This is a genomic window from Jidongwangia harbinensis (assembly GCF_020216025.1).
Classification (GTDB): Bacteria; Actinomycetota; Actinomycetes; order Mycobacteriales; family Micromonosporaceae; genus Actinoplanes; species Actinoplanes harbinensis.
On the sequence record NZ_JAIWNC010000012.1, the window covers coordinates 1 to 21,179 of the forward strand.

A 21,179-nucleotide genomic window follows, 5' to 3' on the forward strand; every position below is an offset into this window, starting at 1 on the left:
TGAACTGCGGCGTGAACGCCCGCCGAGGCCTCGACCGTTTCTTCCCCACGCTCTCCATGATGCTGGACATCCTCCCGGAGCCCTACGGCTCCTGATCTCAGATGTCCGCCAAAACGGGGCAGGCCCACGGCGACGCCCGAGCCGACGTGCGGAGCCACGGCGCCCCACGCACCCGAAAACCACACACGCGGCACCACCCCCAACCCAGCGCGCGAAACTACGGCGCCCTGCGCACCCGCAAACCACACGCGGCACGCCCACGACCCGCTGCCGCGCGCCGGACTTCGCGGATCCGGCAGTAGTGGCAGCCGAACAGTCGGTGCGATGCGGCTTCCGCCCCCAGAGGTCTACCGAGCTCCGAGGCTCACCGTGCAAGGGGGCATACCGCACCACAACGCACGCCGATCGGAAAACGGCGCCCTGCTAGCGCCGACGCCTCACGACGGTGAGGCGGACCCGGAAACCGGTCAGTGGAACGCCGGCGTCGTCTACCGGCCCATACGACAACGCTGGTGTACCACTGGAGCGCTCCAGTGGTACACCAGCGTCTCGATCGGTCAGGCGGCGGCGTTCTTCAGGTCCTGGGCGCGGTCGGTGCTCTCCCAGCGGAGGTCCGGCAGCTCCCGGCCGAAGTGGCCGTACGCCGCGGTCTGCTGGTAGATCGGGCGCATCAGGTCGAGGTCCCGGATGATCGCGGCCGGGCGCAGGTCGAACACCTCGCTGATGGCCTTCTCGATCCGCTCGACCGGCACGTTCTCGGTGCCGAACGTCTCCACGAAGAGCGAGACCGGGTGCGCCTTGCCGATGGCGTACGCCACCTGGGTCTCGCACCGCTCGGCGAGTCCGGCGGCGACCACGTTCTTGGCCACCCAGCGCATCGCGTACGCCGCGGAGCGGTCCACCTTGGACGGGTCCTTGCCGGAGAACGCGCCACCGCCGTGGCGGGCGTAGCCGCCGTACGTGTCGACGATGATCTTCCGTCCGGTGAGGCCGGCGTCGCCCATCGGGCCGCCGATCTCGAAGCGGCCGGTCGGGTTGACCAGCAGCCGGTAGCCCTCGGTGTCCAGGTCGAGGCCGTCCAGCTCGGGCCCGATCACGTGTTCGCGCACGTCGGGCGTGAGCAGCGACTCCAGCGAGATGTCCGCGGCGTGCTGCGAGGACACCACCACGGTGTCCAGGCGCACCGGGCGCAGGCCGTCGTACTCGATGGTGACCTGGGTCTTGCCGTCCGGCCGCAGGTACGGGATGGTGCCGTCCTTGCGGGCCACGGACAGCCGCCGGGCGAGGCGGTGCGCGAGGGCGATCGGCAGCGGCATCAGCTCGGGGGTCTCGGAGCAGGCGAAGCCGAACATCATGCCCTGGTCGCCGGCGCCCTGCGAGTCCAGCACGTGGTCGGAGTCGCCCTCGCGCAGCTCGATGGCGCTGTCCACGCCCTGCGCGATGTCCGGCGACTGCGCCCCGATCGACACGCTGACGCCACAGGAGGCGCCGTCGAAGCCCTTCTTCGACGAGTCGTAGCCGATGCCGAGGATCGTCTCGCGGACGATCGCCGGGATGTCCGCGTACGCCTGCGTGGTCACCTCGCCGGCCACGTGCACCTGGCCGGTGGTGATCAGCGTCTCCACCGCCACGCGACTGCGCGGGTCCTGCGCCAGCAGCGCGTCGAGAATGCCGTCGCTGATCTGGTCAGCGATCTTGTCCGGGTGGCCTTCCGTGACCGACTCGGAGGTGAACAGGCGGCGTGCCACGGTGCTCCTCAGATTTCGTCGAGTGTCTCGTTGCGCGGAAGTGTAGTCATTGCCCGGGCCTCCCCGTCGACCCGTCCCATGGCGGTGACGTGCGGATCAAGCCGGGCCACGACCGCATCCCAAACGGCGTCCGCGACGTTGTCCTTGGGCTGCTCGCCGAGTGTGACGTTGCTGCCGTCGGCACCCAGGATGGTGACCGTGTTGGTGTCGGCGCCGAAGACCAGATCCGTGCCGACCTCGTTGACCACGATCAGGTCGGCCCGTTTGCGGACCAGCTTGGCCCGGGCGTTGGGCAGCGCGTCGTGGGTCTCGGCGGCGAACGCGACCAGGACCTGACCTGGGTTTTTCGCGGCACCGAGGGCGGCCGCGATGTCCGGGTTGGTGACCAGTTCGAGCGTGGGCGCCGTACCGTCGCCGGATTTTTTGATCTTCTGGTCGGCCCGGGCGGCGGGGCGGAAGTCGGCGGGGGCGGCGGACATCACCACCGCGTCGGCGTCGGCCGCCGCGGCGAGCGTGGCCTGCCGGAGTTCCTCGGTGGTGCCGACCCGGACCAGGTCGGCGCCGGCCGGGTCGGGCAGGGTGACGTTCGCCGCAATCAGCGTCACCCGGGCTCCGCGGGCGACCGCGGTACGGGCCAGCGCGTACCCCTGTTTGCCGGAGGACCGGTTGCCGAGGAAGCGGACCGGGTCGAGCGGCTCGCGGGTGCCGCCGGCGGTGACCACGACGTGCCGGCCGATCAGGTCGGCGGTCGGGCCGCGGCGCAGCACCCGGCGGGCGATCTCGAAGATCTGCTCCGGTTCGGGCAGCCGGCCCTTGCCGGTGTCCGCGCCGGTGAGCCGGCCCACCGCGGGTTCGATCACCACCGCGCCCCGGGCCCGCAGCAACGCGACGTTGGCCCGGGTGGCGTCGTGCTCCCACATCTCGGTGTGCATGGCCGGCGCGAACACCACCGGGCAGGTGGCGGTGAGCAGCGTGTTGGTGAGCAGGTCGTCGGCCAGGCCGTGGGCGGCCCGGGCCAGCACGTCGGCGGTCGCCGGGGCCACCACCACCAGCTCCGCGTTCCGGCCGATCCGGACGTGCGGCACCTCGTGGGCGTCGTCCCAGACCTCGGTGGCGACCGGGCGGCCGGACAGCGCGGCCCAGGTCGGCGCGCCGACGAACTTCAGCGCCGAGGCGGTCGGCACCACCCGTACCGAATGTCCGGACTCGGTGAAGAGCCGGAGCAGTTCGCAGGCCTTGTACGCGGCGATGCCGCCGCAGACGCCGAGTACCACCTCGGTCATGTGCTCCCCCGGAAGAAACGATGAAACCCGCGCCCCGAGGAGGGACGCGGGTTCGGTGTGGCTGCGGTCAGGGTCAGGGGTTGTCGGTCGCCTCGGCCGTGAGCAGGCCGGCGTTGATCTCCCGCATGGCGATCGACAGGGGCTTCTCCTGCGGAGTGGTCTCCACCAGGGGGCCGACGTACTCCAGCAGGCCCTCGCCCAGCTGGCTGTAGTAGGCGTTGACCTGGCGGGCGCGCTTGGCCGCGAAGATCACCAGCGAGTACTTCGACGAGGTCTTGTCGAGCAGCTCGTCGATCGGCGGGTTGGTGATGCCTTCGGGGTTGGCGATGGTTCCCACGGTGTTTTACGTCCTCTGCGATTGCTGGACTCTAGCGACTACGGAACTGCGACTGCGGAACTCCGACTACGGAACTCCGGCGCCCGGATTCGGCTGTGCGGGCGCCAGATATGACGAACCGAGCAATCCTACCAGCTCGTCCGCGGCACGCTCGACGAAGTCGTTGACGACGGTCCGGTCGAATTCCTTCTCGGCCGCCAGTTCCTCGTCGGCGTGGGCCAGGCGACGCTTGATCGTTTCCTCGTCGTCGGTGCCGCGGCCGACCAGCCGCCGCTTCAGCTCCTCGACGCTCGGCGGCGCGAGGAAGACCAACTGCGCCTCGGACATCGCAGCCCGGACCTGCCGGGCGCCCTGCAGGTCGATCTTCAGCAGGACCGGCCGGCCCTGCGCGAGCCAGCCCTCGACCTGGGCCCGGGGCGTGCCGTAGAGGTTGCCCGCGAACTCTGCCCATTCGAGCAGCTGCGCGCCGTCGATCAGGCGCTGGAATTCGGTACGGGTGACGAAGTGGTAGTGCTCGCCGTCGATCTCGTAGTCCCGCTTCTTGCGAGTGGTCACCGAGACCGACAGCTTGATCCATGGCGAACGCGCCCGGATCAGCTCGATCACACTGTCCTTGCCGACCCCGGAGGGGCCGGACAGAACAGTGAGGCGGGCTGCCGGGCGCGCGTCGTCATCCATGCTCACGGCTCATTCCTACACGAGCCGATGAGTCAGTTCGCAGCGAACTCCCCCAGGAGGGCCTTACGCTGCTGCTCGCCCAGACCGCGCAGACGCCGGCTGTCAGCAATCTTGAGCTTCTCCATGATCTGGGTGGCCCGGATCTTGCCGATGCCGGGCATCGCCTGCAGCACGGCGGACACCTTCAGCTTGCCGACGACGTCGTCGCCTTCGGCACGCTCGAGCACTGCGGCGAGGGTGGTCTTGCCGGACTTGAGCTGATCCTTCAGCTCAGCCCGGGCCTTGCGAATCTCCGCGGCCTTCTCCAGCGCGGCTGCACGCTGCTCGGGGCTCAGTGACGGGAGCGGCACCAGTTCTCCTCAGGTCCCTATCGCGGCGGTAGTCCAATACCGGCGCATCTGTGAAACGTGGTGTGCCAGGGAACCAAAGGGGCATGTGGTTCCCGGCGCCGGGAAAACTAGCGGTCAACGAGGGATTCGGCAACGTGGGGGTACCCCTCGATCACCTCGGGGCGGGCCTGCTAGGCGGCCTGTTTCACCCCAGTACGGCGCGGCAGGCCTCCGTCGCACGCAGGGCCGCGGCGCGCAATCCGGCCACGTCGGGGCCGGCGCCGAGCACATCCCGCGAGTACGAGGGCAGCACGTTATGCAAGCTTTCGCCGAAGATCGTCCGGAGGTTTTCCGGGCTTCCACCCTGTGCGCCGAGGCCCGGGGCGAGCAGCGGACCGTTCACCTTGGACAGGTCGTGACCGGTGTCCCCGATGGTTGCTCCGACCACGAGCCCGAGGCTGCCGAGTGGGTCCGCACCCGCGTTGACCTGCGCAATCTCGTCGATCACGGTCTGCGCGACGGTCCGTCCGTCGGCGCCGCGAGCATGCTGGACGGACGCTCCCTCCGGGTTGGACGTGAGCGCGAGAACGAAAACACCGCCGCCGTGAGCGGCCGCCATGTCGAACGCCGGGCGCAGCGAGCCGACGCCGAGGTAGGGACTGACAGTAATCGCGTCGGCACACAACGGGCTGCGCGGATCGAGGTATGCGCCTGCGTACGCGGCCATCGTCGAGCCGATGTCGCCGCGCTTCACGTCGAGCAGGACCAGAACGCCGGCCTCCCGCGACTGTCGGATAATTGACTCAAGAACTCCGATGCCACGTGACCCAAATCTCTCGAAAAACGCCGACTGCGGCTTGAACACCGCCACCCGATCGGCCAGTGCATCGACGACCGTACGGGCGAAGCGTTCCAGGCCGGCCACATCGTCCGGGAGACCCCAGCTCTCCAGCAGAGCGGCGTGCGGATCGATGCCGACACATAGCGGGCCGCGCTCCGCGACGGTCCGGTGGAGTCGTTCTCCGAAGGTCTGCATGCGCGAATTCCCTCTTCCGTGTCAGGTGGCGGACACCGCGGCGGTGATTCCCCGGGTAATGCGGGCGACATCGTCGTCACCGGTCAGGTACGGCGGCATGGTGTAGATCAGGTCCCGGAACGGCCGCAGCCACACGCCCGCGTCCACCGCGGCCGCGGTGGCCCGCGGCAGGTCCACGTCGTGGTCCAGCTGGACCACGCCGATCGCGCCGAGCACCCGGACGTCCGCGACCCCCGGCGCGCCCCGCAGCGGCGCCAGGCCGGCCCGCAGGCCGGTCTCGATCCGGCGGACGTCCGCGGCCCAGTCCCCGGACCGCAGCAGCCCGATCGACGCGTTGGCGACCGCGCAGGCCAGCGGGTTGCCCATGAACGTGGGCCCGTGCGCCAGCCCGCCGCCCTCGCCCGCGGAGATGGCCCGGGCCACCGCCGGGGTGCAGAGCGTGGCCGCCAGCGACAGGTAGCCCCCGGTCAGGGCCTTGCCGAGGCAGAGGATGTCCGGCGTCACCCCGGCCTGGTCGGCCGCGAAGAACGATCCGGTACGCCCGAAGCCGGTGGCGATCTCGTCGAAGATCAGCAGCACCCCGTGCGCCGCGGTGACCTCACGCAGCACCCGCAGGTACGCCGGATCATGGAACCGCATGCCGCCCGCACCCTGCACCACCGGCTCGACGATCACTGCGGCCAGCTCACCGGCGTGCCGTTCCACCGTCTCGGCCAGCCCAGCGGCGTAGCCCGGGTCGAACCCGGCCGGCGGGACGTTCGCGAACACCTGCGCCGGGAGCACCCCGGTCCACAGCGCGTGCATACCGCCGACCGGGTCACAGACGCTCATCGGGTGGAACGTGTCGCCGTGGTACCCGCCCCGCCAGGTGGCCAGGCGCTGCCGCTCCGGGCGTCCCAGGGCACGCTGGGCCTGCAGCGCCATCTTGATCGCCACCTCCACCCCCACCGAGCCGGAGTCGCAGAGGAAGACGTGCTCCAGCCCGTCCGGGGTGATCTCCACGAGCGTGCCGGCGAGTTCGACGGCCGGCGCGTGGGTGAGGCCGCCGAACATGACGTGGCTCATCCGGCCCGCCTGCGCGGTTAGCGCCGCGTCCAGGACCGGGTGGCGGTAGCCGTGGATGGCCGCCCACCAGGACGACATGCCGTCGACGAGTTCGCGGCCGTCGGCCAGGGTGAGGCGGACGCCTTCGGCGCTGTCCACCAGGTAGGGGTCGGTGCGGCCGGGCATCGGGCCGTAGGGATGCCAGACGTGGGCCCGGTCCCGCGCCAGCAGATCGGCGATCGCCCCCGAGTCCGGCCCCTGCCGAGCCGACACCGGTCCGGGCCCGGAAGGCCGATCCGTGCCGGAAGGCCGATCCGTGCCGGAAGGCCGATCCGTGCCGGATTGCTGGACCGGACCCGAATGCTGAGCCGGACCGGCGGTCATCGTCCGGCCCGTGCCTCGTGCCGGTCGGCGGCCCGCGCCACCGCCTTCACCAGAGCCGGGCCGCGGTAGATGAACCCGGTGTAGAGCTGCACCAGCGACGCGCCCGCGTCGAACATCCGGGCCGCGTCGTCCGGGTCGAGGATCCCGCCGACCCCGATGATCGGCAGCCGCCCGCCGGTCTCGGTGTGCACGAAGTGGACCACCTTGCGGGCGCGTTCGGTCAGCGGGCGACCGGAAAGCCCGCCCGCCTCGGTGGCGCGTGGCCGGTCGGCGTCGGACAGGCCGTCGCGGGCCAGGGTGGTGTTCGTGGCGATCACCCCGGCGGCGCCCGCTGCCAGGCAGACCTCGAGCAACTCGGCGATGGCCGGCTCAGTGAGGTCAGGGGCGATCTTCACCAGCACCGGCACCTTGCCGACCAGCGCGGACAGCAGCGCGGACAACGACGACTTGTCCTGCAACGTGCGCAGGCCGGGGGTGTTCGGCGAGGAGACGTTGACCGCGATGTAATCCGCGTACGGGCGGAGCAGCTGGTAACTGGCCAGGTAGTCCTGGACCGCGTCGGCCAGCGGGGTGACCTTGGACTTGCCGAGCGAGATGCCCAGCGGCACGCCGAGCGGCCCGGCACCGGCCAGGCGCTCGGCCAGCGCCGCCGCACCGGCGTTGTTGAAGCCCATCCGGTTGATCACCGCCTCGCTGTCCCGGAGGCGGAACAGGCGGGGCCGGTCGTTACCGGGCTGCGCGTGCGCGGTGACCGTCCCGACCTCGACGAAGCCGAACCCCAGGGCCGGCCAGGCGGGCAGGGCCACGCCGTTCTTGTCCATGCCGGCGGCCAGCCCGACCGGGTTGGGGAACCGCACGCCGAACGCCTCGACCGGCGCCGCGGTGGCATAGCGGCGGCGGAGCACCGCGAGGGCGCGCGGGCCCAGCCCGGCCAGGCGGCGCAGCGTGAACTCGTGCGCCGCCTCGGCGTCCCCGCCGCCGACCCGGAAGAGCACCGGCCGCAGGGTGTGCTCGAACGCGCTCATCCCCGCACCTCCGCCACCGCCCGCTCCGCGGACGGCCTGACCCCGCCGGCAGCCGCCGGCCCGAAGAGCGACAAAGCCGCGCCGCCAGACACCCGCCCGAAGAGCGACAAAGCCGCCCCGCCAGACACCCGCCCGGGGCGCGGCGTCGGGCCGGTCACTCCGTGCTCCGGAGCGTTGCGTGCAGCTCCTGCAGCGGCCGGACCGTCATGTCGCCGCGCATCAGGGCCTCGATGCCCATCACGGCGGCGGCCGCGCCGGGCACCGTGGTGATGCTCGGGATGTCGTTGGTGACCGCGGCGCTGCGCAGCTCGTAGCCGTCCGAGCGGGCGCTCGCGCCGGAACCCTGCGGCGTGTTGATGATCAGCGCGATCTCGCCGGCCTCGACGAGCGCGATGGCGTTCTGGCCGGCGCTCTCGAAGTGCTTCGGCACGATCTCGCAGGCGATACCGTGCCGGCGCAGCACCTCACCGGTGCCGGCCGTGCTGACGATGGTGAAGCCGAGGTCGGCGAGCCGCTTGATCGGGAAGATCATCGAGCGCTTGTCCCGGTTGGCCACCGACACGAAGATCTTGCCGCTGGTGGGTAGCGAACCGTACGCGGCGGCCTGCGACTTGGCGAACGCCTGGCCGAAGCCCACGTCGATGCCCATCACCTCGCCGGTCGACTTCATCTCCGGGCCGAGCAGGCTGTCCACGCCCTTGCCGGCGGGGGTACGGAACCGCTTGAACGGCAGCACCGCCTCCTTGATCGCGATCGGCGCGTGGTCCGGGGTGGAACCGCCGTCGCGGGAGGTGAGCAGCAGGCCCTCGGCGCGCAGCTCCTGGATGGTCGCGCCCAGCATGATCCGGGCAGCGGCCTTGGCCAGCGGCACCGCGGTCGCCTTGGACACGAACGGCACGGTGCGTGAGGCGCGCGGGTTGGCCTCCAGCACGTACAGCGTGTCGTCCTTGAGCGCGTACTGCACGTTGAGCAGGCCGCGGACGCCGACGCCGCGGGCGATCGCCTCGGTGTAGCGGCGCACCTCGGCCAGGTGCGAACCGGCGAGCGTGACCGGCGGCAGCGAACAGGACGAGTCGCCGGAGTGGATGCCGGCCTCCTCGATGTGCTCCATCACGCCGCCGATGTAGACCTCGCCGGTGGCGTCGCAGAGCGCGTCCACGTCGATCTCGATGGCGTCGTCCAGGAACCGGTCGACCAGCACCGGGTGGTCCGGCGAGATCTGGGTGGCCCGCTCGATGTAGCCGCGCAGCGTGGCCTCGTCGTACACGATCTCCATGCCCCGGCCGCCGAGCACGTAGGACGGGCGGACCAGGACCGGGTAGCCGATCTCGTCGGCGATGGCCTTGGCCTCGTCGAACGACGTGGCGGTGCCGTGGTCGGGCGAGCGCAGCCCGGCCCGGGCCAGCACCGCGCCGAACTGGCCGCGGTCCTCGGCCAGGTCGATCGACTCGGGCGAGGTGCCGACGATGGGTACGCCGGCGCTCTTGAGCCGGTTCGCCAGGCCGAGCGGCGTCTGCCCGCCGAGCTGCACGATCACGCCCACCACGCCGGGGCCGCCGGCCGCCTTGCCGGACGAGTCCTCGGAGTGGAACACCTCCAGGACGTCCTCGAAGGTGAGCGGCTCGAAGTACAGCCGGTCCGCGGTGTCGTAGTCGGTGGAGACCGTCTCCGGGTTGCAGTTGACCATGACAGTCTCGTAGTCCACGCCGCGCAACGCCATGACCGCGTGCACGCACGAGTAGTCGAACTCGATGCCCTGGCCGATCCGGTTCGGACCGGAGCCGAGGATCAGCACCTTGGGCCGGTCGGACGGCCGGACCTCGGTCTCCGAGTCGTACGAGGAGTAGTGGTACGGGGTGTCCGCCTGGAACTCGGCCGCGCAGGTGTCGACGGTCTTGTAGACCGGCCGGACGCCGAGGCGGTGCCGTAGCGTGCGTACCCCGTCCTCGCCGGCCAGTTCCGGCCGGAGCGCGGCGAGCTGGCGGTCGGACAGGCCGGCCCGCTTGGCCCGGCGCAGCAGCGGCTCGTCGAGGACCGGGGCGGCGAGGATGTCGGCCCGCAGGTCGACCAGCGCCTTGATCTCGTCCAGGAACCACGGGTCGATGCCGCCGCTGGCCTCGTGCACCTGCTCGACCGAGGCGCCGAGCCGCAGCGCCCGCTCCACCGTGTAGAGCCGGCCGTCGTGCGGGACCCGCAGCGCGGCCAGGGTGGTGTCCAGGTCGTCGCCGGACGGGGTGGTCCAGAACCCGGCGGCCGACGTCTCCATCGAACGCATCGCCTTGTTCAGCGCCTCGGCGAAGTTGCGGCCCAGGCTCATCGCCTCGCCGACCGACTTCATCGTGGTGGTGAGTTCGGCGTCGGCGCCGGGGAACTTCTCGAACGCGAACCGCGGAATCTTGACGACCACGTAGTCCAGGGCCGGTTCGAACGCGGCCGGCGTCTTGAGCGTGATGTCGTTGGGGATCTCGTCGAGCGTGTAGCCGATGGCCAGCTTGGCGGCGATCTTGGCGATCGGGAAGCCGGTGGCCTTGGACGCCAGCGCGGACGAGCGGGACACCCGCGGGTTCATCTCGATGACGACCAGCCGGCCGTTCTCCGGGTTGACCGCGAACTGGATGTTGCAGCCGCCGGTGTCCACGCCGACCTCGCGCAGCACCGCGATGCCGAGGTCGCGCAGGTGCTGGTACTCGCGGTCGGTGAGCGTCATGGCGGGCGCCACGGTGACGCTGTCGCCGGTGTGCACGCCCATCGGGTCGATGTTCTCGATCGAGCAGACCACCACGACGTTGTCGTGCTTGTCGCGCATCAGCTCGAGTTCGTACTCCTTCCAGCCGAGCACGCTCTCCTCGATGAGCACCTCGTGCACCGGCGAGTACGCCAGCCCGGCGCCGGCGATCCGCTCCAGGTCCTCGGTGGTGTGCGCCATGCCGGAGCCGAGCCCGCCCATGGTGAACGAGGGCCGGATGACCACCGGCAACCCGAGGTCGGCGACCGTGGCGTGCACCTCGTCCATGGAGTGGCACACCCGCGAGCGCGGGGTCTCGCCACCGGCCTTGGCCACGATGTCCTTGAACAGCTGCCGGTCCTCGCCGCGGCGGATCGCGTCGATGTTGGCGCCGATCAGCTCGACGCCGTACTTCTCCAGCACGCCGTTCTCGTGCAGCGCGACCGCCGTGTTGAGCGCGGTCTGCCCGCCCAGCGTGGGCAGGATGGCGTCCGGGCGCTCCTTCGCGATGATCAGCTCGACGAACTCGGGCGTGATCGGCTCGATGTAGGTGGCGTCCGCGAACTCCGGGTCGGTCATGATCGTGGCCGGGTTGGAGTTGACCAGCGAGACGCGCAGGCCCTCGGCGCGCAGGACCCGGCACGCCTGGGTGCCGGAGTAGTCGAACTCGCAGGCCTGGCCGATGACGATCGGCCCCGAGCCGATCACCATCACGTGTTGCAGATCGGTCCGCTTGGGCATCAGGCTCTCTTTTCCACGAGCTCGACGAAACGGTCGAACAGGTAGTCCGCGTCGTGCGGGCCCGCGGCCGCCTCGGGGTGGTACTGCACGGTGAACGCGGGCACGTCGCGCGCCCGCAAGCCCTCGACCACATCGTCGTTGAGGCAGACATGGGAGACCTCGACGCCGCCGAAGTCGGTGTCGATCACGGTGTTCAACGGCGCGTCCACCGCGAACCCGTGATTGTGGCTGGTGACCTCGACCTTGCCGGTGGTCCGGTCCAGCACCGGCTGGTTGATGCCGCGGTGGCCGTACCCCAGCTTGTAGGTGCCGAAGCCGAGCGCCCGGCCGAGGATCTGGCTGCCGAAGCAGATGCCGAACAGCGGCATCTGCCGGCGCATGACCTCGCGGGCCAGCGCGACCGGGTGGTCGGCGGTGGCCGGGTCGCCCGGGCCGGGCGAGAAGAACACCGCGTCCGGGCCGACCGCGAGCAGGTCCTCCACGGTGGACGTGGCCGGGAAGACGTGCGTGGTCACGCCGCGTTCGGCCAGCCGGCGGGCGACGTTGCGCTTGATCCCCAGGTCCAGCGCGGCGACCGTGTAGCGGTGCTCGCCGACCGCCGCGACGGTGTACCGCTCCGCCGTGCTGACCTGCGCGGAGAGGTCGGCGCCGGTCATCGGCGGCTGCTCCAGCACGCGGGCCCGCAGCGACTCCGGATCGAGGTCGAGCGACGACACGCCGACCCGCATCGCGCCGCGCGAGCGCAGGTGCCGGGTCAGGGCGCGGGTGTCGATGCCGGAGATGCCGACGATCCCCTCGGCGGCGAGGCGGTCCTCCAGCGCGGCGGTGGAGCGCCAGTTGGACGGGCGCCGGGCCGGGTCGCGGACCACGTAGCCGGCCACCCAGATCCGGTCGGACTCGTCGTCCTCCGGGTTGACCCCGGTGTTGCCGATCTGCGGGGCGGTCTGGACCACCACCTGCTTGTGGTACGAGGGGTCGGTCAGGGTTTCCTGATAACCGGTCATGCCGGTGGTGAACACGGCCTCGCCGAAGGTCTCCCCGTCGGCGCCGTAGGAGGTGCCGGCGAACGTGCGTCCGTCCTCCAGCACCAGGATCGCTGGTTTCATCACTTGACGGCCTTCCCGTCCAAGACTGTCGGCTCGCCCCGGAGGAAGGTCGCGACGATGCGACCCGGCAGGGTGGTGCCTGCGTACGGTGTGTTGCGGCTGCGGCTGGTCAGCCCGGCCGGGTCGACGACCCGGCGGGCGGACGGGTCCACCAGCGTGAGGTTGGCCGGCGTGCCGACCGCGAGGTCGGTGCCGTGCCCGGTCAGGCCCGCGATGCGGGCCGGCGTGCGGGACATCCGCTCGGCGATCAGCTCCCACTGCTCACCGAGGACGGACAGGACCACCGGCAGGGCCGTCTCCAGGCCCACCATGCCGGGTCGGGCGTACGCCCACTCGCACTCCTTGTCCTCCACGGCGTGCGGGGCGTGGTCGGTGGCGACGATGTCGATCACCCCGTCGATCAGCGCCTGCCGGAGCGCGGCCACGTCGGCGGCGGTGCGCAGCGGCGGGTTCACCTTGAAGACCGGGTCGTAGCTGGTCGCCAGCTCGTCGGTGAGCAGCAGGTGGTGCGGCGTCACCTCGGCGGTCACCCGGACCCCGCGGGCCTTGGCGTGGCGCAACACCTCGACCGACCCGGCGGTGGAGACGTGACACACGTGCAGGCGGCTGCCGACGTGCTCGGCGAGGAGCACGTCGCGGGCGATGATCGCCTCCTCCGCCACGGCCGGCCAGCCGGTGAGCCCGAGGCGGGTGGAGACCTCGCCCTCGTGCATCTGCGCGCCCTCGGTGAGCCGCGGTTCCTCGGCGTGCTGGGCGATGATCCCGTCGAACGCCTTCACGTACTCCAGGGCGCGGCGCATCAGGCGCGGGTCGGCGACGCAGTGGCCGTCGTCGGAGAAGATCCGCACTCCGGCCGCCGAGGTGGCCATCGCGCCCAGCTCGGCGAGCTGCTTACCGGCCAGGCCGACGGTGACCGCGCCGATCGGCTGCACGTCCACCAGGCCGGCCTCGCGGCCCAGCCGCCAGACCTGCTCGACCACGCCGGCGGTGTCGGCGACCGGTGAGGTGTTGGCCATCGCGCACACCGCGGTGTACCCGCCGACCGCCGCGGCGCGCGAGCCGGTCTCCACCGTCTCGGCGTCCTCACGGCCCGGCTCCCGCAGGTGGGTGTGCAGGTCGACGAGGCCGGGCAGCGCGACGAGCCCGTCGGCGTCGACGGTCTCGGCGTCCGCGACGGCGCCGGAGATCATGCCGTCGCGGACGAACAGGTCGGCCGGCTCGGCGCCGAGCAGCGACACTCCCTTGATGCGGTACGCGGTCACGCTTTTCCTCCGAGCAGCAGGTAGAGAACCGCCATCCGGGCGCTGACACCGTTGGCGACCTGTTCGACGATCGTGGACCGGGACGAGTCGGCCACCTCCGGCGCGATCTCCATGCCCCGGTTCATCGGACCGGGGTGCATGACGATCGCGTGCGACGGCAGCTTCCGCATGCGCGGCACGTCGAGTCCGTAGCGGCGGGAATACTCCCGGGCGGACGGGAAGTAGGAATCCTGCATCCGCTCGGTCTGCACCCGCAGCATCATCACGACGTCCGCGTCGGGGAGGACGCTATCCAGGTCGTACGACACTTTCGGGCCGCCCGCCATCGCGGCGACGATGTCCACCGGAATGAGTGTCGGCGGGCCGACCAGGGTGACCTTCGCGCCCAGCGTGGCGAGCAGCAGCACGTTGGAGCGCGCCACCCGGCTGTGCAGCACGTCGCCGACGATCGCCACGTTCAGGCCGTCGATCCGGCCCAGCCGCGACCGCATGGTGTACGCGTCCAGCAGCGCCTGGGTCGGGTGCTCGTGGGTGCCGTCGCCGGCGTTCACCACCGAGCCGTCCACCCAGGACGCCAGCCGGTGCGGGGCGCCGCTGGCCGGGTGCCGGATCACCACCGCGTCGGCGCCCATCGCCTGCAGGGTCAGCGCGGTGTCCTTCAGGCTCTCGCCCTTGGAGACGCTGGAGCCCTTGGCGGAGAAGTTGATCACGTCGGCGGAGAGCCGCTTGGCCGCCGCCTCGAACGAGATCCGGGTGCGGGTGGAGTCCTCGTAGAACAGGTTCACCACGGTACGGCCGCGGAGCGTGGGCAGCTTCTTGACCTCGCGGCCGGCCAGGGTGGCCATCTCCCCGGCGGTGTCCAGGATCAGGGTGGCGGTGGCGGCGTCCAGGTCCGCGGCGGACCGCAGATGCTTGATCATGAGGCTCCTCCGGTCAGCCGGACCTCGTCCGGGCCACCGTCGATCTCGGTCAGCGACACGCGGACGCTCTCGGCCTGCGAGGTGGGGATGTTCTTGCCGACGTAGTCGGCGCGGATCGGCAGCTCCCGGTGCCCTCGGTCGACGAGCACGGCGAGCTGCACGGAGCTGGGCCGGCCGACGTCGTTGAGCGCGTCCAGGGCGGCGCGCACGGTGCGGCCGGAGAACAGCACGTCGTCGACCAGGATCACCCGGCGGCCGTCGATGCCGTCGCCCGGCAGTTCGGTCTTGCCGAGCGCCCGGGTGGCGTGCAGCCGCAGGTCGTCGCGGTACAGCGTGATGTCGAGGGAACCGATCGGGATGTCGATGCCCTCGAAGGCGTGGATCCGGGCGGCGAGCCGGCGGGCCAGCGGGACACCCCGGGTCGGGATGCCGAGCAGCACGGTGCCGGTGGCGCCGGAGGTCTTCTCGAGGATCTGGTGCGCGATGCGGTCGACGACCCGTTGCAGGTCGGACCCGCTGAGAATGGTCTTGCCCGGAAGGGCATCGTCGTGCGTGTCTGCGCGTGGGTATGCCACGGCGGACCTCCTTCCCCGCCTCACGGGACGGGTCGTTAAAGGACGTCTGGGCGGGTCCCGGTGGACGCGGACCCGAGCGCTGACGCTACGTTACCAGTGCACGTGGCGGCGATCATGGTGACGTGGCTGACCTCTGAGAATGCGGACGTTTGTGGGCAACTTTCACACTGACCCCGCGACTCATCGGTAACCAACACTTGACCAGGGATGGCAAAGTACGTACCGTCACGCTGCGTAGCGATCGCGGGGGAAGAACCCTCCGGGCCAGCACAGTACTGGGAGTGTCCGAATGCCGTCTGAGTACGCCAAGTCGTTGGGCGCCCGCCTGCGCTCCATCCGCCAGCAGCAGGGCCTGTCCCTGCAAGGCGTGGAAGAGAAGTCGAACGGCCGGTGGAAGGCCGTCGTGGTGGGTTCGTACGAGCGCGGCGACCGTGCGGTCACCGTGTCGCGTCTGGCCGAGCTGGCCGACTTCTACCGCGTCCCCGTTTCGGAACTGCTGCCCGACGGCAGTGGTATCCGGCTCGAGGCCACCAACAAGATTGTGCTCGACCTGGAGAAGCTGTACGACACCACGGGCGAGGACCTTGCCTACGTGGCGCGGTACGCCCGCGCCATTCAGCAGCAGCGCGGCGACTACAACGGCCGGGTCCTCTCGATCCGCGCCGACGACCTGCGCGCTCTGGCGATCGTCTACGACATCTCGCCGTCCGGCCTCATCGAGCGCCTGACCGAGCAGGGTGTGCTGGTCGCCGACCCGCGCGCGTTCTTCGCCAGCTGAACCGGCTTCGCGAAGAGGGACCCACATCTGTGGGTCCCTCTTTGTCTGCACCGGCCGAACCGGCTGATCAACAATGACCCGGGGTCACCGGGTGGCGAACTCGGCGATCCGGCCGAGGATGCCGTTCAGGAACCGAGGGCTGTCGTCGGTGGACATCTGCTTGGCCAGCTCGACCGCCTCGGTGATCGCCACCGGGTCGTCGATGTCCGCCTCGTAGAGCAGCTCGTACACCGCGATCCGGGCCAGGTTGCGGTCCACCACCGGCATGCGGTCGATGGTCCAGCCCTCGGCGTAGCTGGCGATCAACTCGTCCACCCGGTCCAGGTTCTCCGCGACGCCCTCGACCAGCCCGATCGTGTAATCGAGGTGGTCGGGGTGCGGCTTGGCGATCCGCTCCAGATAGGCGGTCAGCACCTGGCGGGGTGGAAGATCGCGCAGATCCGCCTCGTAGAGCACGTCGAGGGCCCGTTTGCGCGCCTTCCGGCGCGCGGGCATCTGGGTCTTGGGGCCCTCAGCCATCAGCTACGGCCAAGGTAACGGCCGTCCCGCGTGTCGACCTTGATCTTCTCGCCGGTGGTGATGAACAGCGGCACCTGCACGGTGGCGCCGGTCTCCACGGTGGCCGGCTTGGTGCCGCCGGTGGACCGGTCGCCCTGCAGGCCCGGCTCGGTGTACGTCACTTCGAGGAACACGCTGGTGGGCAGCTCGATGTAGAGCGGCACGCCCTCGTGCGTCGCGACCGTCGCCTCGGCCTCGGGCAGCAGGTAGTTGGCCGCCTCGCCGACCGTGCCGTCCGGCACCGGGATCTGGTCGAAGGTGTCCAGGTCCATGAAGACGAAGTCGTCGCCGTCCTTGTACAGGTACTGCATGGTGCGCTTGTCCACGGTCGCGGTCTCGACCTTGGTGCCGGCGTTGAAGGTCTTGTCGACGACCTTGCCGGACAGCACGTTCTTGAGCGTGGTGCGCACGAACGCCCCACCCTTGCCCGGCTTGACGTGCTGGAACTCCACGACGGCCCACAACTCGCCGTCGAGGTTGAGCACCAGGCCGTTCTTCAGGTCGTTGGTGGAAGCCATGTCCTGCCTTGTTTGTGAACGATCAGAGGGTGACCGAGCGAGTCTACCGGCGCATTTACCCGCGCGGCGAATCGGGTGGACCGGCCAGGTGTGCCAATGCCAGGCGGTAACCGTCCACGCCGAGCCCGCAGATGACGCCGGTGGCGATCGCCGAGACGACGGAGTGGTGCCGGAACTCCTCCCGGGCGTGGATGTTCGACAGGTGCACCTCGACGAGCCGGGCGCGGAGCATCGCGCAGGCGTCCCGGACCGCGTAGTTGTAGTGCGACCAGGCACCGGGGTTGAGCACCACCGGCGCCTCCTCGTCCGCGGCGGCGTGCAGCCAGGCGAGCATCTCGTGCTCCGCGTCGGTCTGCCGGACCACCACGTCGAGTCCCAGTTCGCGGCCGTTCTGCTCGCACAGCGCGCGCAGGTCGTCGTACGACGTCCGGCCGTACACGTCGACCTGGCGGGTGCCCAGCCGGCCGAGGTTGGGGCCGTTGAGCACGTACACCCTCATCGGGCGACCTCCTGGTAGGCCCGGTGCAGCGTGGCGTCGTCCGGACCGGTGAGGATGGCCGGCGCGGCGAGCCCGTCGAGCACCACGAAGCGCAACGTGTCGGCCCGGGACTTCTTGTCCACCCGCATCGCGGCGAGCAGCTCGGGCCAGGCCTCGGCGCGGTACGTGGTGGGCAGCTTGAGCAGCTCCAGCACGGTGCGGTGTCGCTGGACGGTGGCCTCGTCGAGCCGCCCGGACAGCCCGGCCAGCGCGGCGGCGAAGACCAGGCCGACGGCGACCGCGTGACCGTGCTTCCAGGCGTACCGTTCACGCTTCTCGATGGCGTGCCCCAGCGTGTGGCCGTAGTTGAGGATCTCGCGCAGCCCCGACTCCCGCAGGTCGGTGCCGACCACGTGGGCCTTCACCCGGATCGCGCGCTCGGCCAGCTCGCGCAGCGCCGGCCGGCGCGGGTCGGCGGCCGCGGCCGGGTCGGCCTCGACCAGGTCGAGGATCGCCGGATCCGCGATGAAGCCGCACTTGACCACCTCGGCCAGCCCGGCGACCAGGTCGTCGGGCGGCAGCGTGTCGAGCAGGTCCAGGTCGCAGAGCACCCCGGCGGGCGGATGGAACGCGCCCACCAGGTTCTTGCCGGCGGCGACGTTGATGCCGGTCTTGCCGCCGACGGCCGCGTCCACCATGCCGAGCAGCGACGTCGACACCGGCACCCAGCGCACGCCGCGCAGCCAGCTGGCGGCGACGAAACCGGCCAGGTCGGTGACCGCTCCCCCGCCCACGCCGAGCACCACGTCGGTACGGGTGAAGGTGGCCGCGCCGAGCGCGTCCCAGCAGCGGGCGGCGACCTCGACGGTCTTGCCCGCCTCGGCGTCCGGCACCTCGATCAGCAGCGGCCGGATGCCGGCGGCGGTCAGCACGTCGGCGACCCGGCCGGCGGCCGGAGCCAGCGGTGGGGCGTGCAGCACGGCGGCGCGGGCGGCGCCGGCGAGCAGCGGCGGCAGGGTGCCGAACAGATCGCGGCCGACCAGTACGTCGTACGGCCGGTCGCCGGGCACGGGAATGCGGGTGACCTCGTCCATCGCGGGTCAGCCTAGTGCGCGGCCCATGGGGTTATATTTTTCTAACCCCATGCGGGTTATAACTAGGGCATGCCGAAAATCAACGTGTACCTTCCCGACGATCTGGCCGATGCCGTCCGCGACACCGGCATACCCGTCTCGGCGATCTGCCAGCGCGCCCTCGATCAGGCCGTCCGCCGGATCACCGCGATCCGGCAGACCGTTCTCGGCGAACTCACCGACGCCGATCTGGCCGCCCGCCTGCCGTCCTTCACCGCCCGCGCGGTCGCCGTGCTCGGGCTGGCCCGCGACTCCGGCGCGTCCCCGGTGGGCACCGGACAGCTGCTGCGCGCGGTGCTGGACGAGGGCAACAACCTGGCGCTGCAGGTGCTCGGGTCGATGGAGGTCTCCACCGCCGACCTCACCGCCGTCCTGACCCGGGCCGCGACGGACGAGCCCGGTGACGCCGGCGGCCTGCGGTTCAGCGTCCCCGCCGCGCACGCGCTGGAGCTGTCGGTGGGCGAGGCGACCGCGTTCGGGCACAACTACGTGGGCTGCGAGCACCTGCTGATCGGCCTCGCCGCCGAGCCGGACGGGGTCGCCGGGCGGGTGCTGCGCGAGGCCGGCGCGGACCCCAAGGCGGTACGCCGGGCGGTGTCCGCGGCCCTGGCCGGCTACAGCCACCTGCGCGCCCAGACCGCGCCGCCCGCCCTGCTGAACGCGCTCCGGCAGGAACTGGCACCGCTGGTCAGCCGGATCGAAGCCCTGGAGGCGGGCTATCCGCGACCGGCGTAGCCGGCGAGACGGCCGGCCAGGTCGGCCACGGCATCCCGCAGTTCCGCCGGCCCGACCACCGTGAACGGATGACCGAGACCGGCCAGCAACTGCGCCATGCCGGGCAGGCTCTGCGCCCGGCAGCGCAGCCGCACCCCGCCGTCCGCCTCAGCCAGGTCGCCGACCGAGGCCGGCACCCGCGCCCGCAGCTCGGCCAGGTCCGCCTCCACCAGCACCTCGACCTCCCAGGTCCACGGCAGGCCGGCCAGCTGCCCGCGCAGATGGGCCACCGGGTCGAAGTCCGGCGGCGGCGTGAACCGGGCCGCGGTGGGCCGGGCCGCCGCGATCCGGTCCACCCGCAGCGACCGGACCTCGCCGCTGCGGTGGTCGTGGCCGACCAGGTACCAGCGGCCGGCGTGGAACACCACGCCGTACGGGTCGACGTCGCGCTCGGTCGTGGGACCCCGCCAGCTCCGGTACGTGACGGCCAGCCGCTCCCGGGCCCGGGTCGCGGCGCCCACGGTGAGCAGCGTGCCGGTGTCCGGCGGCGCATGCTCGGCCGCACTCCCCGGCGCCGGCGGTGGACGGTCCCGTAGCGTGAACCCCAGCGACCCGCGCAACGCGGCCAGCCGCTCGGCCAGCGGACGCGGCAGCACCCGGGAGATCTTCGCGGCCGCCGCGGCCGCCGCCGGCGCCTCGGTGCTCAGCCCCAGCCGCTCCGCCGCCACCAGCCCGAGCAGCACCGCGACCGCCTCGTCGTCGGTGAACATCAGCGGCGGCAACTTGAAGCCGGGCAGCAGGCGGTAGCCGCCGTACCGGCCCCGGACGGTGGTCACCGGGATGCCGAGGTCGGCCAGCGTGCCGGCGTACCGGCGGACCGTGCGTTCGTCGACGCCGAGACGCCCGGCGAGATCCGGACCGGTCAGGTGCCGGTGCGCCTGGAGCAGTTCCAGCATCGCGAGGACGCGGGACGCGGGATGAGCCATGGCGACATTCTCCCGCGATACCGGGCGGAACCTGCCCGGTATCGTGCGTAGCGTCGGCCGCATGACGACCTACCTCCTGGTTCCCGGCATGTGGCTCGGCGCGTGGGCGTGGCGCGACGTCACCCGGACGCTGCGCGCCCGCGGCCACGACGTGTACCCGCTCACCCTGACCGGCCTTGCCGACCGCTCACACCTGCTCGGCCCCGGCGTCGACCTGGACACCCACATCGCGGACATCGTGCGGCTGGTCGAGGCGGAGGACCTGCGCGACGTCGTGCTGGTCGGGCACAGCTACGGCGGGCTGCCGGTCAGCGCCGCCGCGCTGCGGCTCAAGGCGCGGATCAGGCAGGTGGTGTACGTGGACGCCGGACCGCTCCCGGAGGGCACCAGCCAACTGGCACTCGGCGGCGAGGACCCGGCCGGGTTCACCGACGGCACGGTGCCGCCGCGGCCCTGGGACGCGCAGGCCGACCCGGTGCTGCTGGCCGGCCTGGACGACGCGGCGCTGACGCTGTTGCGTACCCGCGGCACCCCGCACCCGCTGGCCGCCGCCGCCCAACCGCTCGGCACCCGGGCCACCTCCGCGGACCTGCCCACGGCGCTGGTCGCGTGCACCTTCCCGCCCGATCGGATCGCCGCCATGCAGGCCGCCGGCCACCCGTTCTTCGCCGGCCTGACCGAGGCCCGGATCGTGTCGCTGCCCACCGGGCACTGGCCGATGCTGAGCGAACCAGAGGCCCTGGCCGAGGCGCTGCTCAGCCTTTGAACAGTGCGGCGCTCAGCCTTTGAGCAGTGCGGCGCTCAGCCTTTGAGCAGTGCGG

At 71.4% G+C, this 21,179-nt stretch carries 20 protein-coding genes and 1 pseudogene; 3 read left to right on the forward strand and 18 right to left on the reverse strand.

Translation table 11 applies throughout. From position 1 onward, the window contains the following. Positions 1 to 557 precede the first annotated feature (557 nt). The 13 genes and pseudogenes from metK to pyrR all read right to left on the reverse strand — a co-directional run bounded on the left by metK (position 558) and on the right by pyrR (position 15,193). Positions 558 to 1,748, reverse strand: a complete 1,191-nt coding sequence (gene metK / locus LDL48_RS17460; protein ID WP_225256210.1) for a methionine adenosyltransferase — start codon at positions 1,746 to 1,748, stop codon at positions 558 to 560. 98 nt (positions 1,749 to 1,846) lie between these two features. Next, positions 1,847 to 3,031: pseudogene (coaBC, locus tag LDL48_RS17465) on the reverse strand (bifunctional phosphopantothenoylcysteine decarboxylase/phosphopantothenate--cysteine ligase CoaBC); the annotation flags it as partial. 73 nt (positions 3,032 to 3,104) lie between these two features. Then, entirely contained in the window at positions 3,105 to 3,368 is a 264-nt protein-coding gene (gene rpoZ / locus LDL48_RS17470) for a DNA-directed RNA polymerase subunit omega (protein ID WP_015623990.1), read from the reverse strand. A 66-nt stretch (positions 3,369 to 3,434) separates the two neighbouring features. Next, positions 3,435 to 4,046 carry a guanylate kinase gene (gmk, locus tag LDL48_RS17475; protein WP_225256212.1) on the reverse strand — a complete coding sequence of 204 codons (612 nt, stop codon included), beginning with the start codon at positions 4,044 to 4,046 and terminating at the stop codon, positions 3,435 to 3,437. A 32-nt stretch (positions 4,047 to 4,078) separates the two neighbouring features. Further along, positions 4,079 to 4,396: an integration host factor, actinobacterial type gene (gene mihF / locus LDL48_RS17480; protein WP_225256213.1), complete on the reverse strand. Its 318-nt coding sequence runs from the start codon at positions 4,394 to 4,396 to the stop codon at positions 4,079 to 4,081. Between the two features lie 184 nt (positions 4,397 to 4,580). Then, complete coding sequence (gene pyrF, locus LDL48_RS17485) at positions 4,581 to 5,411, reverse strand: orotidine-5'-phosphate decarboxylase (RefSeq protein WP_225256214.1); 831 nt, start codon at positions 5,409 to 5,411, stop codon at positions 4,581 to 4,583. Positions 5,412 to 5,432: 21 nt separating this feature from the next. After that, positions 5,433 to 6,695: an adenosylmethionine--8-amino-7-oxononanoate transaminase gene (locus LDL48_RS17490; protein WP_308016468.1), complete on the reverse strand. Its 1,263-nt coding sequence runs from the start codon at positions 6,693 to 6,695 to the stop codon at positions 5,433 to 5,435. 140 nt (positions 6,696 to 6,835) lie between these two features. Next, complete coding sequence (locus LDL48_RS17495; protein ID WP_225256216.1) at positions 6,836 to 7,864, reverse strand: quinone-dependent dihydroorotate dehydrogenase; 1,029 nt, start codon at positions 7,862 to 7,864, stop codon at positions 6,836 to 6,838. Between the two features lie 154 nt (positions 7,865 to 8,018). Beyond that, positions 8,019 to 11,330, reverse strand: a complete 3,312-nt coding sequence (gene carB, locus LDL48_RS17500; RefSeq protein ID WP_225256217.1) for a carbamoyl-phosphate synthase large subunit — start codon at positions 11,328 to 11,330, stop codon at positions 8,019 to 8,021. Then, positions 11,330 to 12,436 (reverse strand): glutamine-hydrolyzing carbamoyl-phosphate synthase small subunit, encoded by a 1,107-nt coding sequence (gene carA, locus LDL48_RS17505; protein ID WP_225256218.1) that lies wholly within the window; start codon positions 12,434 to 12,436, stop codon positions 11,330 to 11,332. The genes carB and carA overlap by 1 nt, the downstream gene beginning before the upstream one ends. Next, positions 12,436 to 13,698 (reverse strand): dihydroorotase, encoded by a 1,263-nt coding sequence (locus LDL48_RS17510; protein WP_225256219.1) that lies wholly within the window; start codon positions 13,696 to 13,698, stop codon positions 12,436 to 12,438. The genes carA and LDL48_RS17510 overlap by 1 nt, the downstream gene beginning before the upstream one ends. Next, positions 13,695 to 14,618: an aspartate carbamoyltransferase catalytic subunit gene (locus tag LDL48_RS17515; RefSeq protein ID WP_225256220.1), complete on the reverse strand. Its 924-nt coding sequence runs from the start codon at positions 14,616 to 14,618 to the stop codon at positions 13,695 to 13,697. Before LDL48_RS17515 ends, LDL48_RS17510 begins: the two co-directional genes overlap by 4 nt. Continuing rightward, positions 14,615 to 15,193, reverse strand: coding sequence for a bifunctional pyr operon transcriptional regulator/uracil phosphoribosyltransferase PyrR (pyrR, locus tag LDL48_RS17520; RefSeq protein ID WP_225256221.1), 579 nt, complete (start codon positions 15,191 to 15,193; stop codon positions 14,615 to 14,617). The genes LDL48_RS17515 and pyrR overlap by 4 nt, the downstream gene beginning before the upstream one ends. A gap of 289 nt (positions 15,194 to 15,482) precedes the next feature. On the opposite strand from pyrR, the gene bldD reads away from it, so the two are divergent. Beyond that, positions 15,483 to 15,971, forward strand: coding sequence for a transcriptional regulator BldD (bldD, locus tag LDL48_RS17525; protein ID WP_014446326.1), 489 nt, complete (start codon positions 15,483 to 15,485; stop codon positions 15,969 to 15,971). 84 nt (positions 15,972 to 16,055) lie between these two features. On the opposite strand, the gene nusB is transcribed toward bldD, so the two are convergent. Genes nusB through aroB form a run of 4 tightly spaced genes read right to left on the reverse strand, consistent with a single transcriptional unit; the run spans position 16,056 to position 18,619 of the window. After that, entirely contained in the window at positions 16,056 to 16,466 is a 411-nt protein-coding gene (gene nusB, locus LDL48_RS17530) for a transcription antitermination factor NusB (protein WP_225256437.1), read from the reverse strand. 23 nt (positions 16,467 to 16,489) lie between these two features. Then, positions 16,490 to 17,047: an elongation factor P gene (gene efp, locus LDL48_RS17535; RefSeq protein ID WP_225256222.1), complete on the reverse strand. Its 558-nt coding sequence runs from the start codon at positions 17,045 to 17,047 to the stop codon at positions 16,490 to 16,492. Positions 17,048 to 17,102: 55 nt separating this feature from the next. Next, on the reverse strand, positions 17,103 to 17,546 hold the full coding sequence (aroQ, locus tag LDL48_RS17540) for a type II 3-dehydroquinate dehydratase (protein ID WP_225256223.1): 444 nt from the start codon (positions 17,544 to 17,546) through the stop codon (positions 17,103 to 17,105). Continuing rightward, complete coding sequence (aroB, locus tag LDL48_RS17545) at positions 17,543 to 18,619, reverse strand: 3-dehydroquinate synthase (protein ID WP_225256224.1); 1,077 nt, start codon at positions 18,617 to 18,619, stop codon at positions 17,543 to 17,545. The genes aroQ and aroB overlap by 4 nt, the downstream gene beginning before the upstream one ends. Positions 18,620 to 18,688: 69 nt before the next feature. Here aroB and LDL48_RS17550 point away from each other — a divergent pair, with 69 nt between their 5' ends. Beyond that, positions 18,689 to 19,393 carry a Clp protease N-terminal domain-containing protein gene (locus LDL48_RS17550; RefSeq protein ID WP_225256225.1) on the forward strand — a complete coding sequence of 235 codons (705 nt, stop codon included), beginning with the start codon at positions 18,689 to 18,691 and terminating at the stop codon, positions 19,391 to 19,393. Here the strand turns inward: LDL48_RS17550 and LDL48_RS17555 are convergent. Next, on the reverse strand, positions 19,375 to 20,358 hold the full coding sequence (locus tag LDL48_RS17555; RefSeq protein WP_225256226.1) for a helix-turn-helix transcriptional regulator: 984 nt from the start codon (positions 20,356 to 20,358) through the stop codon (positions 19,375 to 19,377). The genes LDL48_RS17550 and LDL48_RS17555 overlap by 19 nt on opposite strands. A 61-nt stretch (positions 20,359 to 20,419) precedes the next feature. Between LDL48_RS17555 and LDL48_RS17560 the strand changes: the two genes are divergently transcribed. Then, positions 20,420 to 21,124 carry an alpha/beta fold hydrolase gene (locus LDL48_RS17560; protein ID WP_225256227.1) on the forward strand — a complete coding sequence of 235 codons (705 nt, stop codon included), beginning with the start codon at positions 20,420 to 20,422 and terminating at the stop codon, positions 21,122 to 21,124. The last annotated feature ends 55 nt before the right edge of the window (positions 21,125 to 21,179 follow it).

Coding starts and splice junctions, on each gene's coding strand:
- aroQ (WP_225256223.1), bottom strand. CDS start 17,546: ATGAGGGTGTACGTGCTCAACGGCCCCAACCTCGGCCGGCTGGGCACC.
- LDL48_RS17560 (WP_225256227.1), top strand. CDS start 20,420: ATGACGACCTACCTCCTGGTTCCCGGCATGTGGCTCGGCGCGTGGGCG.
- efp (WP_225256222.1), bottom strand. CDS start 17,047: ATGGCTTCCACCAACGACCTGAAGAACGGCCTGGTGCTCAACCTCGAC.
- bldD (WP_014446326.1), top strand. CDS start 15,483: ATGCCGTCTGAGTACGCCAAGTCGTTGGGCGCCCGCCTGCGCTCCATC.
- pyrF (WP_225256214.1), bottom strand. CDS start 5,411: ATGCAGACCTTCGGAGAACGACTCCACCGGACCGTCGCGGAGCGCGGC.
- aroB (WP_225256224.1), bottom strand. CDS start 18,619: ATGGACGAGGTCACCCGCATTCCCGTGCCCGGCGACCGGCCGTACGAC.
- carB (WP_225256217.1), bottom strand. CDS start 11,330: ATGCCCAAGCGGACCGATCTGCAACACGTGATGGTGATCGGCTCGGGG.
- gmk (WP_225256212.1), bottom strand. CDS start 4,046: ATGGATGACGACGCGCGCCCGGCAGCCCGCCTCACTGTTCTGTCCGGC.
- LDL48_RS17495 (WP_225256216.1), bottom strand. CDS start 7,864: ATGAGCGCGTTCGAGCACACCCTGCGGCCGGTGCTCTTCCGGGTCGGC.
- LDL48_RS17515 (WP_225256220.1), bottom strand. CDS start 14,618: ATGATCAAGCATCTGCGGTCCGCCGCGGACCTGGACGCCGCCACCGCC.
- nusB (WP_225256437.1), bottom strand. CDS start 16,466: ATGCCCGCGCGCCGGAAGGCGCGCAAACGGGCCCTCGACGTGCTCTAC.
- carA (WP_225256218.1), bottom strand. CDS start 12,436: ATGAAACCAGCGATCCTGGTGCTGGAGGACGGACGCACGTTCGCCGGC.
- LDL48_RS17550 (WP_225256225.1), top strand. CDS start 18,689: ATGCCGAAAATCAACGTGTACCTTCCCGACGATCTGGCCGATGCCGTC.
- LDL48_RS17555 (WP_225256226.1), bottom strand. CDS start 20,358: ATGGCTCATCCCGCGTCCCGCGTCCTCGCGATGCTGGAACTGCTCCAG.